The organism is Streptococcus himalayensis (assembly GCF_001708305.1).
In the GTDB taxonomy this organism is placed as follows: Bacteria; Bacillota; Bacilli; order Lactobacillales; family Streptococcaceae; genus Streptococcus; species Streptococcus himalayensis.
On record NZ_CP016953.1, the window covers coordinates 1,376,843 to 1,392,212 of the forward strand.

The 15,370-nt window shown below is 42.0% G+C and carries 17 protein-coding genes and 1 tRNA gene; all 18 read left to right on the forward strand.

The window, feature by feature from the left end; all coding sequences use genetic code 11:
* The first annotated feature begins 67 nt into the window (after positions 1-67).
* The 18 genes from BFM96_RS06370 (at position 68) to BFM96_RS06450 (ending at position 14,620) form a co-directional block, all read left to right on the forward strand.
* Entirely contained in the window at positions 68-625 is a 558-nt protein-coding gene (locus tag BFM96_RS06370) for a GNAT family N-acetyltransferase (RefSeq protein WP_068991829.1), read from the forward strand.
* 281 nt (positions 626-906) lie between these two features.
* Positions 907-979 (forward strand) — tRNA-Thr (locus BFM96_RS06375).
* A 124-nt stretch (positions 980-1,103) separates the two neighbouring features.
* Positions 1,104-1,601, forward strand: coding sequence for an rRNA maturation RNase YbeY (gene ybeY / locus BFM96_RS06380; protein ID WP_068991831.1), 498 nt, complete (start codon positions 1,104-1,106; stop codon positions 1,599-1,601).
* On the forward strand, positions 1,582-1,977 hold the full coding sequence (gene dagK, locus BFM96_RS06385) for a diacylglycerol kinase (RefSeq protein WP_068991832.1): 396 nt from the start codon (positions 1,582-1,584) through the stop codon (positions 1,975-1,977). The genes ybeY and dagK overlap by 20 nt, the downstream gene beginning before the upstream one ends.
* 49 nt (positions 1,978-2,026) lie before the next feature.
* A complete protein-coding gene (gene era, locus BFM96_RS06390) occupies positions 2,027-2,923 on the forward strand; it encodes a GTPase Era (protein WP_068991835.1) in 897 nt (298 codons plus the stop codon).
* A gap of 35 nt (positions 2,924-2,958) precedes the next feature.
* Complete coding sequence (locus BFM96_RS06395) at positions 2,959-3,432, forward strand: NUDIX hydrolase (RefSeq protein WP_068991836.1); 474 nt, start codon at positions 2,959-2,961, stop codon at positions 3,430-3,432.
* Between the two features lie 23 nt (positions 3,433-3,455).
* Positions 3,456-3,890, forward strand: a complete 435-nt coding sequence (locus tag BFM96_RS06400) for a GNAT family N-acetyltransferase (protein ID WP_068991837.1) — start codon at positions 3,456-3,458, stop codon at positions 3,888-3,890.
* Positions 3,891-4,104: 214 nt separating this feature from the next.
* Positions 4,105-4,929 (forward strand): DNA-formamidopyrimidine glycosylase, encoded by an 825-nt coding sequence (gene mutM / locus BFM96_RS06405; protein ID WP_068994220.1) that lies wholly within the window; start codon positions 4,105-4,107, stop codon positions 4,927-4,929.
* Positions 4,926-5,522, forward strand: a complete 597-nt coding sequence (gene coaE / locus BFM96_RS06410) for a dephospho-CoA kinase (RefSeq protein WP_068991840.1) — start codon at positions 4,926-4,928, stop codon at positions 5,520-5,522. Before mutM ends, coaE begins: the two co-directional genes overlap by 4 nt.
* A 64-nt stretch (positions 5,523-5,586) precedes the next feature.
* Positions 5,587-6,729, forward strand: a complete 1,143-nt coding sequence (locus BFM96_RS06415) for a multidrug efflux MFS transporter (protein ID WP_229676517.1) — start codon at positions 5,587-5,589, stop codon at positions 6,727-6,729.
* Positions 6,729-6,878, forward strand: a complete 150-nt coding sequence (gene rpmG / locus BFM96_RS10925; RefSeq protein ID WP_083201761.1) for a 50S ribosomal protein L33 — start codon at positions 6,729-6,731, stop codon at positions 6,876-6,878. Before BFM96_RS06415 ends, rpmG begins: the two co-directional genes overlap by 1 nt.
* 39 nt (positions 6,879-6,917) lie before the next feature.
* Positions 6,918-7,151: a preprotein translocase subunit SecG gene (gene secG, locus BFM96_RS06420; RefSeq protein ID WP_068991842.1), complete on the forward strand. Its 234-nt coding sequence runs from the start codon at positions 6,918-6,920 to the stop codon at positions 7,149-7,151.
* Positions 7,152-7,331: 180 nt separating this feature from the next.
* Positions 7,332-9,617: a ribonuclease R gene (gene rnr / locus BFM96_RS06425; RefSeq protein ID WP_068991845.1), complete on the forward strand. Its 2,286-nt coding sequence runs from the start codon at positions 7,332-7,334 to the stop codon at positions 9,615-9,617.
* Complete coding sequence (gene smpB, locus BFM96_RS06430; protein ID WP_068991851.1) at positions 9,580-10,047, forward strand: SsrA-binding protein SmpB; 468 nt, start codon at positions 9,580-9,582, stop codon at positions 10,045-10,047. Before rnr ends, smpB begins: the two co-directional genes overlap by 38 nt.
* Positions 10,048-10,056: 9 nt before the next feature.
* A complete protein-coding gene (locus BFM96_RS06435; RefSeq protein ID WP_068991856.1) occupies positions 10,057-10,650 on the forward strand; it encodes a DUF4230 domain-containing protein in 594 nt (197 codons plus the stop codon).
* Positions 10,651-10,872: 222 nt separating this feature from the next.
* Positions 10,873-11,604 carry a hypothetical protein gene (locus tag BFM96_RS06440; protein WP_145939718.1) on the forward strand — a complete coding sequence of 244 codons (732 nt, stop codon included), beginning with the start codon at positions 10,873-10,875 and terminating at the stop codon, positions 11,602-11,604.
* Positions 11,605-11,730: 126 nt separating this feature from the next.
* The gene (locus tag BFM96_RS06445) at positions 11,731-12,396 is read left to right on the forward strand and encodes a helix-hairpin-helix domain-containing protein (RefSeq protein WP_068991861.1); all 666 of its coding nucleotides are present in this window, start codon (positions 11,731-11,733) and stop codon (positions 12,394-12,396) included.
* Positions 12,380-14,620: a DNA internalization-related competence protein ComEC/Rec2 gene (locus BFM96_RS06450; RefSeq protein WP_068991864.1), complete on the forward strand. Its 2,241-nt coding sequence runs from the start codon at positions 12,380-12,382 to the stop codon at positions 14,618-14,620. Before BFM96_RS06445 ends, BFM96_RS06450 begins: the two co-directional genes overlap by 17 nt.
* Positions 14,621-15,370: the final 750 nt, after the last annotated feature.

A 15,370-nucleotide genomic window follows, 5' to 3' on the forward strand; every position in this document is an offset into this window, starting at 1 on the left:
AAATGTTTAGGCAAATCTTGATTTTTCTAGTTTAGAGTTATAAAATCATGTAAAAAAGGAGAAAGGCATGGAAAATATCTATCTTTTGCTAGCCGAAAATCGAATTCTTGAAACAGAACGCCTGATTTTACGTCCTGTGACCTTGGAGGACGCTGGGGACATGTATGCCTATGCGTCTGATGAGGAGACAACGCGGTATGTATTTCCACAAAATCATAGTTTAGAGGAGACAAAGGCTAATATCGCTGGTATCTATCTAGCAACCCCTCTGGGTCGCTGGGGAATTGTGCTCAAGGAAACTGGTGCCTTTATCGGTAGTATTGATATGCATAAGCTAGATACGACCATGCGAAAAAGTGCTTTAGGTTATTGTTTACATAAGGATTGTTGGAACAACGGCTATATGACGGAAGCAGTAAAAGCCGTTATTCAGTTAGCTTTTGAGACCTTAGAGATGAATGCCTTAGTTGCGGTGCATGATAAGGAAAATCCTGCATCTGGTCGTGTTATGGAAAAGGCAGGCATGCACTTTTCTCATGAAGAACCCTATGCAAAGATGGATGGAGATCGCATCGTGACAAGGATGTATTACCGGCTGACAAAAGAGCACTATTTTGGGAAGTAAAAAGACTGAGTGGAGAGGGGGAACACTGAGAAAGTCAAAGTGATAGAAAGAAGACGAATAATCTTATATAAAATTTAGAATAAAAATCGAGTGATTGATGCCTATTCTCTTTTAAGAAAGCGCCATTATTCGCTGTTCATCACATTATTTGTTATCAAAAGACTTTTTCAGTGGGCTCTGGAGAGGGAACTCTTTCTTTATCTTATAATTTATTTTTCCAAAAAACAAATTTATATAGGTTATTGACAAGAAAGTCTCTTCGTGGTATAGTAGATAAGTAAGCTGATTTAGCTCAGTAGGCAGAGCGCATCCATGGTAAGGATGAGGTCGCCGGTTCGATCCCGGCAATTAGCATGATCAGAAGAGGAAAGTCTGTTTTACAGGCTTTTTTTGCTATGTTGCTGTCAAAAAACAGCTCGGTTCAGTCAAATAAAGGGAATTGTGATATAATAAAAGAAATAGATAAAGCAGGTGTGATATGTATATCGAGATGGTAGATGAGACAAAGCAAGTATCTGAAGAAATCTTGCACCAGACGAAAGATATTTTAGAGTTTGCGGCTCAAAAGATTGGTAAAGATGACAAGGAAATGGCGGTGACCTTCGTGACTAATGAACGCAGCCATGAACTGAACCTAGAGTACCGCGACACGGATCGTCCGACGGATGTGATTAGTTTAGAATACAAGCCAGAGATAGAGATTGCCTTTGATGAGGCAGATTTAGAGGACAATCCTGAGTTAGCAGAGATGATGGCAGAGTTTGATGCTTATATCGGTGAGCTGTTTATCTCGATTGACAAGGCGCGTGAGCAAGCGCAGGATTACGGCCATAGCTTTGAGCGAGAAATGGGCTTCTTAGCTGTCCATGGTTTCTTGCATATCAATGGCTATGACCACTATACGCCTGAGGAAGAGACAGAAATGTTTGGTTTACAGGAAGAGATTTTAACAGCCTATGGACTTACAAGACAATAAACGCAAGTGGAAAAACCGTACCTTAACAGCCAGTCTTGAATTTGCCTTGACCGGTATTATGACCGCTATCAAGGAAGAGCGTAATATGCACAAGCATGCTGTGACAGCTCTTTTAGTGGTCATCGCAGGACTCATCTTTGGGGTGTCCGCAACGGAGTGGCTCTTTTTGTTCCTGAGTATTTTTTTGGTCATCGCCTTTGAAATCATGAATTCAGCGATTGAAAATGTGGTGGATTTGGCGAGTGATTATCATTTTTCCATGTTGGCTAAAAATGCTAAGGATATGGCAGCAGGGGCTGTCTTGGTTATTTCAGTCTTTGCACTATTGGTGGGGATGATTATTTTTCTGCCCAAAATTTGGCAGTTGATTTTTTAAGAAGAAAGAAAGGATTGGACAAGAGTGGAACTCTTATCCACAAAAAGAAATGTTTAAATCAGGATTTGTAGCTATTTTAGGTCGTCCAAATGTTGGGAAATCGACCTTTTTAAATCATGTCATGGGGCAAAAAATTGCCATCATGAGCGATAAGGCGCAGACAACGCGCAATAAAATCATGGGAATTTACACGACAGAGCAAGAGCAGATTGTCTTTATCGACACCCCTGGAATCCATAAGCCCAAGACAGCTCTGGGGGACTTTATGGTGGAGTCAGCTTATAGCACTCTTCGCGAGGTGGATACGGTGCTTTTTATGGTGCCAGCTGATGAGCCGCGCGGTAAGGGCGATGACATGATTATGGAACGTTTGAAGGCGGCGAAAGTTCCTGTAATCTTGGTTGTAAACAAGATTGATAAGGTTCATCCGGACCAGCTGCTCAGTCAGATTGATGATTTTAGAAATCAAATGGATTTCAAGGAAATCGTGCCGATTTCTGCCCTGCAAGGCAACAACGTTTCTCGCTTGATTGACATTTTGAGTGAGAATTTAGAAGAAGGTTTCCAGTATTTTCCAGCTGATCAGATTACGGATCATCCAGAGCGATTCTTGGTATCTGAAATGATTCGGGAGAAGGTGCTTCATTTGACACGCGAGGAAATTCCGCATTCAGTAGCCGTGGTCATTGATAGTATGAAGCGAGATGAGGAGACGGATAAGATTCATATTCGAGCAACCATCATGGTGGAGCGTGATAGCCAAAAAGGCATCGTCATCGGAAAAGGTGGGGATATGCTCAAGAAAATTGGCTCCATGGCTCGCCGTGACATCGAGTTAATGTTGGGTGATAAGGTCTTCTTAGAAACCTGGGTCAAGGTCAAGAAAAATTGGCGGGATAAAAAGCTAGACCTAGCAGACTTTGGCTATAATGAGAAGGAATACTAAGCTTGAGCAATTTTAGAAAAGGTTGAGGAGTAAGAATGGCAGATTATATTTCTTATATTCGCTCAAAAGTTGGGCATGACAAGGTGATTTTGACCTTTGCAGGGGGTATTTTAACAAATGCTGCTGGGGACATTCTCTTACAACTTCGTGGCGATAAGAAAACCTGGGCGATTCCTGGCGGTGCCATGGAATTAGGGGAATCTTCTGTTGATGCCCTCAAGCGTGAATTTTTAGAAGAAACGGGCATCGAAGTGGAGCCCGTTCGCTTTTTGAATGCGTATACTAATTTTGAGGAAGTCTATCCCAACGGTGACCGAGTGCAGACAGTAGTACTTCTCTATGAAGTTGTGGCCTTAAAGGAGTTTGATATTGCACATTTCCACAATGAAGAGACCCTGAGCCTCCGCTTTTTTTCACCAGAAGAGATTGCCCGCTTAGCGTCCATCTCAGATAAGCATCGGCTGATGCTGGATGAATTTTTAAACCATACCTTTGCTATGGGACACTAAGATTGAAGAGGCAGGAGCAGGACATGGAACATACGATTCAAATGGTTCAACCAGATGAAGTTGAAATCTGGCTAGGTTTTGCAAAACAAATCTGGTCTAGCGATAGAGAGAAGTTACGGACAGGCTTTTTAAGCAATCCATTTCCCTATGAATTTCTCTACTGGCGTGGAGGAAAGGCTCTTGCCTGGTTAAGTCTTTCTATTCGCAAAGAATATGTGGAAGGGTGCTCTAGTCTACCGATTGCCTATTTAGAGGGAATTTCTGTTCTCCCAGAAGCTAGACGACAAGGCATCGCACGAGAGTTGCTTGCCTTTGCTAGACAATGGGCGAAAGACCATGATTGTCTACAATTAGCTTCCGATTGTTCCTTAGAAAATGAGCTTAGCCAAGCATTTCATCACAGAAGCGGTTTTCGTGAAGTTGGCCGAACTGTTCATTATATCTTGAACGTGGATTAGAAGGCTGTGCTATAAGAAAGGTAAGTCGAAGAGTTAGGCTAGGCACTCTTATTAGTGTAATGCGAAAAGTTGTTCGTTTATATAAAAAATGAAGAAAGGATAGGGAAGCTGGTGTTCGAAATGAAATACTGGCTGCGGACGGTGTCAAAAAGACTAAACGTAGGTGTTATTGATAGATTTGACTATGTCTGCTTACGCCCTTTGTATCTTAATCATGCCAGAATTACCAGAGGTTGAAACAGTTCGCAAGGGACTTGAAAAACTGGTTGTTGGAAAAAGAATTCAGAAAGTAGAGATCACCTATCCACGCATGGTGTTGACGGGGGCAGATGTTTTGTGTGAAGCCTTGGTTGGACAGGAGATTTGCGAGGTCAAGCGTCGCGGGAAGTATCTTTTGCTTTACTTGACAGATTTCGTGCTTATTTCCCATTTGCGGATGGAAGGCAAGTACAATTACTTTCCTAATCAAGTACCAGAAAATAAGCATTTTCATGCCTTTTTCACCTTTACAGATGGCAGTCACTTGGTCTATCAAGATGTGAGGAAGTTTGGAACTCTTGAGTTGCTAACAAAAGAACAAATTGAGAAATATTTTCTCTCGAAAAAGTTAGGGCCAGAGCCGACCGCAGAAGATTTCGACTATGAGCGTTTTACCGTTCAGCTCGCTCAATCGAAAAAGCCCATTAAAGCCCACTTGCTGGATCAGACCTTGGTGGTAGGGCTGGGTAATATCTACGTGGACGAAGCCTTGTTTCAAGCAGGCATTCATCCTGCAAGAACTAGTCAAAGTCTCTCAACCAAAGAAAGCAAGGCCTTGCACCAAGCGATTATTGCTGTCTTGCAACTAGGCGTTGAAAAAGGTGGCTCGACCATTCGAACCTATAAAAATGCCCTTGGGATGGATGGGACTATGCAGGATTATCTACAAGTTTATGGAAAGCAGGGACAAGAGTGTCCGCGTTGTCAGACAGAGATGGTCAAGTTTCAATTATCTGGCCGTGGAACGCATATTTGTCCCAAGTGTCAGGTAACACCATGACAAGAGTAATTGGATTAACAGGTGGTATTGCTTCGGGGAAATCCACAGTGACAGCTTATTTGCGAAAACGTGGCTATCAGGTCATTGATGCGGATGAGGTTGTTCACACCTTGCAGCAAAAAGGAGGTAAACTCTACCAAGCTCTGCTTCAAGAATATGGGCCAAATATTTTACTACCCAATCAAGAGTTGGATCGCGGGAAATTAGCGGCTGTCGTCTTTGCAAACGAGGAGAGTTTAGAGCGGACCAATCGTTTGCAGCAGGCTATTATTCGTGAGGAATTAGCGAGCTTAAAGGCTCAGCATGAAGGCTCGGAAAGTCTATTGTTTATGGATATTCCGCTCTTGTTTGAGTTGAATTATGAGCAGTGGTTTGAAGAAATCTGGCTGGTTGGCTTGTCCAAGAGTCAGCAGGTGGAGCGTTTGATGGCTCGTAATCGCCTAAGTCAAGAAGAGGCTGAAAAACGCATAGCCGCACAACTATCTTTGGCTGAAAAACGCCAAAGAGCCAGTAGCTATATTGACAACAGTGGCTCTGTGAAGCAGACCTATGCGCAGATTGATCGCTTATTACAGGAGCTAGAAAGAAGATGATATTATTTTAAGTCAGGATGTTTGGAAACGAAATTTAAAGATTGCCTGGCTAGGCAATCTCCTAATGGGGGCTAGCTTTTCGATGGTCATGCCCTTCATATCTGTCTTTGTGGAAGAATTGGGAACTCCTAAAAATCAGGTGGAGTTCTATGCGGGCTTGGCCGTATCCACAACCGCCCTTGCCTCTGCCATCATGTCTCCGATTTGGGGGAGTTTAGCCGATCGATATGGGCGTAAACCAATGATGGTTCGAGCGAGTTCTGTCATGGTAGTGACCATGGGAGGCTTGGCCTTTGTGCCCAATGTCTTTTGGTTGATTTTTTTGCGGATCTTAACAGGCGTTTTTGCTGGTTATGTGCCGAACTCCACAGCTCTCATCGCAAGCCAAGTCCCCAAAGAAAAAACGGGCTATGCCTTAGGAACCTTGTCAACAGGTTTGGTGGCAGGAACCTTAATCGGTCCACTTATGGGAGGTTTTTTAGCAGAAGTAGTCGGAATGCACTGGGTCTTTCTGATTGTCGGATTTCTACTGTTTCTGGTAACCTTGCTGACCTTCTTTAACATCAAAGAAGATTTTAGGCCCATCAAGGCAGGGCAGGAGATGAGTTTACAAGAGGTTTTTCACCAGATTAGCAATAAACAAATCGTGCTGAGTCTTTTTGTAACGAGCATGATTATCCAGATGGCGGCTCAATCAGTTGTACCGATCTTAACGCTTTACATTCGTCATTTAGGACAAAGAGAGAATCTCCTTTTTGTATCGGGGATGATTATCTCGGCCCTTGGTTTTTCTTCCATGTTTAGCTCTCCCGTGCTGGGGAAATGGGGCGATAAGATTGGCAATCACCGTCTCTTGCTCATGGCTTTGCTATACAGTTTCATCATGAATTGGCTCAATGCTCATGCCACAACTCCCTTGCAATTAGGAATTTTCCGCTTTTTCTATGGTTTTGGAACAGGGGCACTTTTGCCATCTGTCAATTCCTTGCTTGCCAAATTAACCCCTAAAGAAGGCATTTCACGGATTTTCTCCTTTAACCAGACCTTTATTTATATGGGGAGCGTTCTAGGACCCATGTTGGGCTCAGCTGTGGCAAGCTACCTAGGCTATTCGTGGGTCTTTTATGTGACTGCTTATCTTGTGCTGGCCAATTTTATCTGGTCCTTGTGGAACTTTAAAAACTATCTGAAAGTAAGGGAAATCTAGTGCGAAAAAAAATCAATTTACAATGTTCAGAATGCGGTAGTCTGAACTACCTCACCAGTAAAAATACCAAAACTCACCCTGAAAAGATACAGGTCTTAAAATACTGTCCCAAGGAAAGAAAAGTGACCTTACATCTTGAACATCGTTAGATTTTATGGTAAAATAGATAGGATTTTAAGGAGTTAGCTATGTACAATTTATTAATAACCATTTTATTAGTCTTATCTGTGATTATTTTGATTGCTATTTTTATGCAGCCCACGAAAAACCAGTCTAGCAATGTGTTTGATGCTAGTGCCGGGGATTTGTTTGAGCGTTCAAAGGCAAGAGGATTTGAAGCAGTTATGCAGCGGTTGACAGGGATTTTAGTCTTTTTGTGGCTCCTGACCGCCTTGCTCCTTGCCATCCTATCCAGTAAATAAGATGAAAAATGGGCTTTGACTTTGTCGTTGCCTATTTTTTATAAGCTAATGAAACATAACATCCCGACTGATGATTGTCGGTTCATGATACAGGAGAAAGCGAGTGAAACAATGATTGCTTGGTGAAGCATCATTCCAAATATTCCTAATTGTAGGAGGAAGCGAGAAATACAAAAGAATATGAAAACAGAAATTATTGAGTATCTAACAGCCCAAAAGAGAGCTAGTATGAATGAATTGGCAGAGAATTTTGCCAAAGACAGCGCCAAAGATTTTCGTGACTTGGTGAAAATCATCTCAGAAATGGAACGTAGGCATCAACTACGGTTTACAGATGATGGCCTGATTGAGCTGAAAAAAGAGCGTGAGACAGTCACGCTGAAAGGCATTTTTCATGCCCATAAGAATGGCTTTGGATTTGTAACCGTTGATGAGGGGGAGCCAGATCTTTTTATCGGACGCAATGATGTCAATCATGCCATCGATGGCGATAGGGTCGAGGTGGTGATTACCAAAATTGCCAATCGTTTAAAAGGCACGTCTGCTGAGGCAAAAATCATTGATATTTTAGAACACAGCCTACAAACGGCGGTGGGACAGTTGATTTTAGATGAAGAAAAGCCCAAATATGCAGGCTATATCCGCAGTAAAAATCAAAAAATCAATCAAAAAATTTATGTGAAAAAGCCAGCTCTTGTACTGGACGGGACTGAGATTTTAAAGGTGGCTATCGAAAAATATCCCCATCGTGGACGTGACTTTTTTGTGGCGACTGTCCTTGATGTTGTCGGTCATGTCAATGACCCTGGCATTGATGTCCTTGAAGTCTTGGAATCTATGGACATCGTGTCCGAATTTCCAGAAAAGGTTTTGGAAGAAGCCAATCAAATCCCTGAGAGCCTACGGTCGAGTGATTATGAGGGACGTTTGGATCTGCGAGACGAGGTTATTTTCACAATTGACGGTGCAGATGCCAAGGACTTGGACGATGCCGTCCATATCAAACGCTTAGCAAATGGCAACTTCGAATTGGGTGTCCATATCGCAGATGTATCCTACTATGTGACAGAGGGGTCAGAGTTGGACAAGGAAGCCTTAAATCGGGCGACGTCTGTCTATGTGACAGACCGTGTGGTTCCGATGCTTCCAGAACGCTTGTCTAATGGAATTTGCTCGCTCAATCCAAATGTGGATCGCCTCACCCAGTCTGCCATCATGGAGATTGACTCAAAAGGGCGCGTGGTGAATTATAAGATTACTCAGACAGTGATTCATACAAGTTTTCGGATGACCTATAGTGCAGTCAACGAGATGATTGCAGGCAATCCTGAGACCTTGGAGCGCTATCAAAAGATTGCACCTAGTGTGGAGTTGATGGTTCAACTTCATCACCGTTTAGAAAAGATGCGTTATCAGCGAGGTGCCTTGAATTTTGATACCAAAGAAGCCAAGATTTTGGTCAATCAAAATGGCAAGCCAGTTGATATTGTTCTTCGAGAACGGGGAGTTGCCGAGCGGATGATTGAGTCCTTTATGCTGATTGCAAATGAGACGGTGGCGGAACACTTCAGCAAATTGGACTTGCCTTTTATCTATCGAATTCACGAAGAACCAAAGGCAGAAAAGGTGCAGACCTTCATTGATTATGCGTCTAGCTTTGGAATTCGGATTTATGGCACTGCTAGCAGTATGAGCCAAGAAGCCCTTCAAGAAATCATGAAAAAGGTTGAGGGAGAGCCCTATGAGGCTGTCTTAGCCATGATGTTGTTGCGTTCCATGCAGCAGGCTCGTTATTCTGAGCACAACCATGGTCACTACGGCTTAGCGGCAGAATTCTATACGCATTTTACCAGTCCGATTCGGCGTTATCCGGATTTATTGGTGCATCGCATGGTAAGAGAGTATGGAAAAACAAAGGAAGTCTCTAACCACTTTGAACAGGTCATTCCTGATATTGCCAGTCAATCTTCCAGTCGGGAACGGCGTGCCATTGAGGCGGAGCGTGAAGTGGAAGCCATGAAAAAAGCGGAATACATGGAAGAATTTGTGGGCAAGGAATTTGATGGTGTCATCTCCAGTGTCGTGAAATTTGGAGTGTTTGTTGAATTGCCAAATACGGTCGAGGGCTTGATTCATGTGACTAATTTACCTGAGTATTTCCAGTATCAAGAACGCACGATGACCCTGCATGGAGAGAAATCCGGTGTCGTCTTTGGCGTTGGGCATTTGATTAGAGTTCGTTTGACCAAGGCTGATAAGGCAACGGGGGAAATTGATTTTGACTACCTCCCAAGTGACTATGATGTCAAGGAGAAAAGACAAAAATCAAGTAGTCGCAGACCCGAGAAAAAGCAGGATAAACCACGCAAAACAGATAAAAAATCAAAGAAACTCTTTTACAAGGAAGCAGTAAAAAAAGGAGGAAAACATGGCAAAGGGAGAAGGAAAGGTCGTCGCTCAAAATAAAAAAGCCAGACATGACTATACCATTGTCGACACCCTTGAAGCTGGTCTAGTCTTGACGGGTACAGAGATTAAGAGCGTTCGTGCTGCACGAATCAACCTCAAAGACGGCTTTGCTCAAGTTAAAAACGGAGAGGTCTGGCTGAGCAATGTGCACATTGCCCCTTATGAAGAAGGAAATATCTGGAATCAAGAGCCAGAACGTCGGAGAAAACTCCTGCTTCATAAAAAACAAATTCAAAAATTGGAGCAGGAAATCAAGGGAACAGGCATGACACTTGTCCCTCTCAAGGTTTATCTCAAGGACGGCTTTGCTAAGTTGTTATTGGGACTTGCCAAAGGGAAACACGATTACGACAAGCGAGAGTCCATCAAGCGTAGAGAGCAAAATCGCGACATTGCCCGCCAAATGAAGGCTTACAATCACAGATAGGAGGCTCAGATGAAAAAAATCAAACGCACTATCTATCTAGCCCTGGCTTTTCTGGCTGTCTTTGCTATCGGAGGATTTGCGGCGTCGCATTTCTCAGGTGGGCAGACCCAGATTACTTCGAGTTTGATAAAAAATCGCTTGGAAGCGGCCAAGGAATTGGTGACGACTAAATATTACTATACCAATGTAGGCTCCTTTGAAAATCACCAAGATTTTTATGGTTGGAAAGTCCCTTTTACAACAAAGAAATTTATCCTTTCTTACGATGGTGTCATTCATGCAGGGATGGATCTTGAACAAATGACGGTCCAAGTCAAGGGCAAGACCATCCAGCTGACCTTGCCAGAAGCTAAAATCCTCTCCCATGAGATTGATGACAATAGTCTCAAGGTCTTTGATGAGAAAAATTCAATTTTTAACAGCATTCAGATTGAGGATTATACCTCTTTTGCCAAAGGTCAGAAGGAAAAATTGGAAAAAGAAGCGATTGACAAGGGCTTATACAAAAAGACAGTAGCAGATGCCAAAGTAGCCTTGAAAGATTTATTGCTAGCATCGCCAGACATCAATCAAGGCTATCAGATTGAATTTGTGACCAAGTAATACTCGTCAAAAATCAAAATCTGACGTTGTTAACCCATCTTGCTGAACTCTAGTTCTACCTGCGGTTTTTAGGACACAAGCTATGCTAGATCTTGATTTTTATGGAGGATCAGTTGTAGCAACTTTTTAGGAATGTTAGTCGTTGGTGCTCTGTTTTGGGAGTGGCTCCTGCAGGTACATTTCACATACGAATTGAAATCTTGCATGAAAGTAAGGTGTTTGATGAAATTTTCAAGAAATAATTGGCTTAGAATAGTGATATTATTGGGTTTGGCGTGTCAATGGTTTGATAAAACTGTCTTACTGATCGTTCAAATAGGTATTGGCATGCTGGCCATCTTGGAAATCATTTTTGTTCTGGAAGAGCTCTTTTTTCAGAAAAAATTGCAGATGAGAGATTTAGGAGCTGTTTCATTCGCTTGTTTTTATGGCCTGATTTGGCTGTTGATTCTTGCTGGAGTTTTGAAAAATATTGGTTTTCTGCTCCTTGCTGGGTTTTTGACTTGGGATATTCTCCTTGGACAGAATAGGAAGCCTTACATCAACAGAGGAAGTGCTAGGGAGCATGTGATGTTCACACCGACTCACCATAAAGATTTGGCAAAGATTACCTATGCCTATAGTTCTATTATTGGTAGCAGTATGGTTTCGTATTTTATAATTTCTTTGGATCGTGTTATAGTCGTGTGTCTACTCTTATCATTACAATGTTTTTTGATAAATCAATATTTTTTATCTACCATAAATAGATTGGTAACGAAATGTTGGAGAATCGTATTTCACATCAATATTTTCTTGATGCACTGTTTACCTCTTTTATTGTTCTCATCCCACGTTCATCTTTCTGTAATACCAAACATTTTAGGACTGTTTTTATATCTGTTAGCTCTAATAACTACTTTTCATCTATTATCCTTACTATCGTTTATTATTTTAAACAATGAAGACAAGTAAGAAGAGTATGCTACTATATGGCTAGGATTTGTGGGTATTGGAGTTCACCTAATTCTCTGTAAACGAAAGAGCTTTTTGGCTCTTTTTTTCTTATCTTTGCGAATAGTGAGGTAAGGAGGGATTTTTATGGAAAAGATCATGGAAACCATAAAAGAATACAAGATTGTTGCAGCATTTGTCTGTTTAGGGGTGGCGATTGGGGGATTTTTCCTCTTCCAAACGCCGACAGAAAGTAGCTCTAGTGCTCAGAGTCTGGCTCAAGAAGTCTTGGTCTCCTCAGAAGAGCCAAAAAAAGAAACAGAGGAGATGGTCAAAGCGGAGCCTGTTGAAGAACCAACGCTACTGACTGTGGATGTCAAGGGAGCTGTTCAACATCCTGGTATTTATGAGTTGAAAAAGGAGAGTCGGGTCAACGATGCGATTCAAGCAGCTGGTGGGTTGACCGCAGAGGCTGAGAGCAAGTCCGTCAATCTTGCACAAAAGTTAACTGATGAAGCAGTGATTTATGTGGCAAAGCTTGGAGAGGAAGCACCAGTTGTGACCACTCAAGCTCAAGTAGGGAATAGCCAAGCAACTGGAGCTAGCTCAGATGCATCTGGCAAGGTCAATCTTAATACAGCTGACTTAGCGACCCTACAAACCATTTCAGGAATTGGACAAAAGCGTGCCCAGGATATTTTAGACTATCGTGAAAGCAATGGCAAATTCAAATCTGTGGAAGAGTTGAAAAATGTTTCTGGCATTGGGGCAAAGACCCTAGAAAAATTAAAGGCCTATGTTACAGTGGATTAAGAAATGCCCGATTCCCCTGATTTATCTGACGGTTCTCTTGGTTTGGCTCTACTATGCGATTTACCAAGGCTCAGTGCTTGCTTGGGGCGGCTTTGGTTTTTCAATGTTGCTTCTTTGGGTTCGTTATGCTGGCAAACAGGCTGTTTATGTTTGCATGATATTAGTGTTCTTTGCTTGTCTGTTTAGCTACCGAAGCCGAACCATGGAGCGGGGGATGGAGCTTAATCCGCCGAGCCCAAGGGAAATTCTACTCTTGCCAGATACTATCAAGGTGAATGGGGATTCTCTATCCTTTCGAGGAAAAAGTCAGGGACAACTATTTCAAGCCTTTTATAAACTACAAACTGAGCAAGAAAAGCAGCGTTTTCAAGCCCAGTCTGATCTTCTACGCTTGGAGATAGAAGGAGAACTAAGTCAGGCAGAAGGACGGCGTAATTTTGCTGGATTTGATTACCGAGAATACTTGAAAACACAAGGAATTTACCGTACCTTGACCATTGAGCACATCACGTCTGTTCAGCCTGTGAAAACTTGGAATGTTTTGGATAAGCTCTCTAGTTGGCGGAGAGCTGCAGTCGTCTTTATCAAACAGACCTTTCCTCAGCCCATGTCAAACTATATGACGGGTCTCTTATTTGGTCATTTGGATACGGATTTTGAGGAGATGAATGATCTCTACTCAAGTTTAGGGATTATTCATTTATTTGCCTTATCTGGCATGCAGGTTGGATTTTTCATGGATGGTTTTCGAAAACTTTTGCTCCGACTGGGCTTGAAAATGGAAACCGTCACGGTCATCCAGTATCCATTTTCCTTGCTTTATGCGGGACTGACAGGTTTTTCTGTGTCTGTGGTTCGCAGTTTACTCCAAAAATTATGGGGGCAGGCTGGGGTGAAGGGCTTGGATAATTTTGCCCTGACCATGATGACTTTGAGTCTTCTCATGCCCAATTTCTTGCTGACGGCTGGAGGAATTTTATCCTGCGCCTATTCTTTCTTGCTCAGTATGATAGATACGGATGGTTTATCTTCTTTTAAGAAAATTTGCTATGAAAGTGCGATGATTTCCATCGGAATGTTACCTATTTTGCTCTTTTTCTTTGGGGAATTTCAACCCTGGTCCATCCCTTTGACCTTTTTCTTTTCCTTTATTTTTGACGTTTTGCTCTTGCCAGGGCTTAGTTTGATTTTTCTTCTTGCCCCTTTGGTCGCGATTGCGCAGGTCAATCCGCTCTTTCAGCTCTTGGAGCAGATCATTCGTTGGGTAGGAAGTCTGACTTCTCATCCCCTGGTTTTGGGGCAGCCGAGTCCTATCTTGCTCCTTGCTCTACTGCTTTTCCTTGCGATTTTTGCTGATAAACGGCAAGAAAAAGCTTGGAAGATGGGGTTACTTGGGATGATTACTCTTTTGTTTTTTATCTGTAAACATCCTCTAGAAAATGAAGTGACCATTGTGGATATCGGGCAGGGGGATAGTATCTTTTTGCGTGATATGACAGGAAGAAATATATTGATTGATGTTGGTGGGCGAGTTGAAGTTGGTAAGAAAGAGAATTGGCAACAGCGGGTGAGTGTGCCTAATGCGGAGAGGACCTTGATTCCCTATCTAAAAAGCCGCGGAGTTGGGTGTGTGGATAAGTTGGTGCTCACCCATACCGATACAGACCACATGGGAGATATGCTAGTGGTGGCAAAAGCTCTATCTATCCGAGAGGTTTATGTGTCAAAAGGAAGTTTAACCAAGCAAGACTTTGTTGAAAAACTAGACCAGTTGGGTGTACGAATTCATGTCGTAGAAATTGGAGACCGTTTACCGATTATGGGCGGATATCTAGAGGTGCTATACCCAAGTGGTGTGGGTGACGGTGGCAATAATGACTCCATCGTCTTATATGGGGAGTTGCTCAAGACTAGATTTCTATTTACAGGAGATTTGGAGACAGAAGGAGAAGAGGAGATGATGGCTAGATTTCCAAATCTTCGGGTCGACGTCTTAAAGGCAGGACACCATGGCTCTAAAGGCAGCTCAAGTCCGGCATTTCTAGACCAGATAAAGCCTCAGTTGGCCTTGATTTCCGCGGGAAAGAAAAATCGCTACAAACATCCGCACCAAGAAACCCTAGATCGATTTGATGAACGTCAGATAAAGGTTTTGAGAACAGATGAACAAGGAGCCATTCGCTTTACAGGCTGGTCAGAATGGAAAATCGAAACCGTTCGCTAAGATTTGTGAAAATTATTGCTATCTTTTTAGAATGTGCAACCATGGTCTAAAAGTACAGTGCACCGCATAGGAACTTTTGCTTGAATGCTATAAATTTTAATTGTACTGTTAATCCTTCTTTGCATGCCAAGGAAAGAGGAGAAAGCTTCCGTTTCGAGGACAAAGATTTTGATGGAAGATGAGGTATGAGGTGAAAAGACACCAGCTGTGCCTGTTTTAGACGATGGGCTTATCGATGAATAAATGAGCAGACTAGGAGTTTAGTGCCAGCTAAGCTCCTTTTTAGAACTTGTATTCATACCATTACAGGATTTTTATACCCAATGAAAATCAAAATTAGCGATTTAGCGACTTTCTTAGATGGTTCAGACATAAACCACTTATTTTTTTATTACTGTCTATTCCATTTACTGAAATAGTATCCTGTTTAACTCATTTAGTTCTCTACACTTTAAGACAAAAATAAATATGTTTATATAAAAAGGCTATTTTTGAAATTAAATGAGTATTTATACTCAATGAAAATCAAAGTTAGCAATTTTGCGAGTTTCTTAGATGTTTCCTACCTCTTTTTTATCATTGTCCTTTTCATTTACTGAAAAAGCGTCCTATTTGACTTACTTAGCCCATTTCATTTCATAGCAAAAAATAAATTTTTATATATGGTGGTGGTTATTTTTGAAATTAAATGAGTATAAAATTGTGATAATTTCACAATCTTAGTTTTCTAGGTTATTGGAAAGTCAGTGC

Excerpts from the sequence above, each read along its gene's own strand:
- BFM96_RS06435 (WP_068991856.1), top strand. The coding sequence starts at position 10,057 with ATGAAAAAAATCAAACGCACTATCTATCTAGCCCTGGCTTTTCTGGCT.
- era (WP_068991835.1), top strand. The coding sequence starts at position 2,027 with ATGTTTAAATCAGGATTTGTAGCTATTTTAGGTCGTCCAAATGTTGGG.
- secG (WP_068991842.1), top strand. The coding sequence starts at position 6,918 with ATGTACAATTTATTAATAACCATTTTATTAGTCTTATCTGTGATTATT.
- dagK (WP_068991832.1), top strand. The coding sequence starts at position 1,582 with ATGGACTTACAAGACAATAAACGCAAGTGGAAAAACCGTACCTTAACA.
- smpB (WP_068991851.1), top strand. The coding sequence starts at position 9,580 with ATGGCAAAGGGAGAAGGAAAGGTCGTCGCTCAAAATAAAAAAGCCAGA.
- BFM96_RS06370 (WP_068991829.1), top strand. The coding sequence starts at position 68 with ATGGAAAATATCTATCTTTTGCTAGCCGAAAATCGAATTCTTGAAACA.
- BFM96_RS06395 (WP_068991836.1), top strand. The coding sequence starts at position 2,959 with ATGGCAGATTATATTTCTTATATTCGCTCAAAAGTTGGGCATGACAAG.
- mutM (WP_068994220.1), top strand. The coding sequence starts at position 4,105 with ATGCCAGAATTACCAGAGGTTGAAACAGTTCGCAAGGGACTTGAAAAA.
- rnr (WP_068991845.1), top strand. The coding sequence starts at position 7,332 with ATGAAAACAGAAATTATTGAGTATCTAACAGCCCAAAAGAGAGCTAGT.
- BFM96_RS06445 (WP_068991861.1), top strand. The coding sequence starts at position 11,731 with ATGGAAAAGATCATGGAAACCATAAAAGAATACAAGATTGTTGCAGCA.
- BFM96_RS06400 (WP_068991837.1), top strand. The coding sequence starts at position 3,456 with ATGGAACATACGATTCAAATGGTTCAACCAGATGAAGTTGAAATCTGG.
- BFM96_RS06415 (WP_229676517.1), top strand. The coding sequence starts at position 5,587 with ATGGGGGCTAGCTTTTCGATGGTCATGCCCTTCATATCTGTCTTTGTG.
- BFM96_RS06440 (WP_145939718.1), top strand. The coding sequence starts at position 10,873 with ATGAAATTTTCAAGAAATAATTGGCTTAGAATAGTGATATTATTGGGT.
- ybeY (WP_068991831.1), top strand. The coding sequence starts at position 1,104 with ATGTATATCGAGATGGTAGATGAGACAAAGCAAGTATCTGAAGAAATC.
- BFM96_RS06450 (WP_068991864.1), top strand. The coding sequence starts at position 12,380 with ATGTTACAGTGGATTAAGAAATGCCCGATTCCCCTGATTTATCTGACG.
- coaE (WP_068991840.1), top strand. The coding sequence starts at position 4,926 with ATGACAAGAGTAATTGGATTAACAGGTGGTATTGCTTCGGGGAAATCC.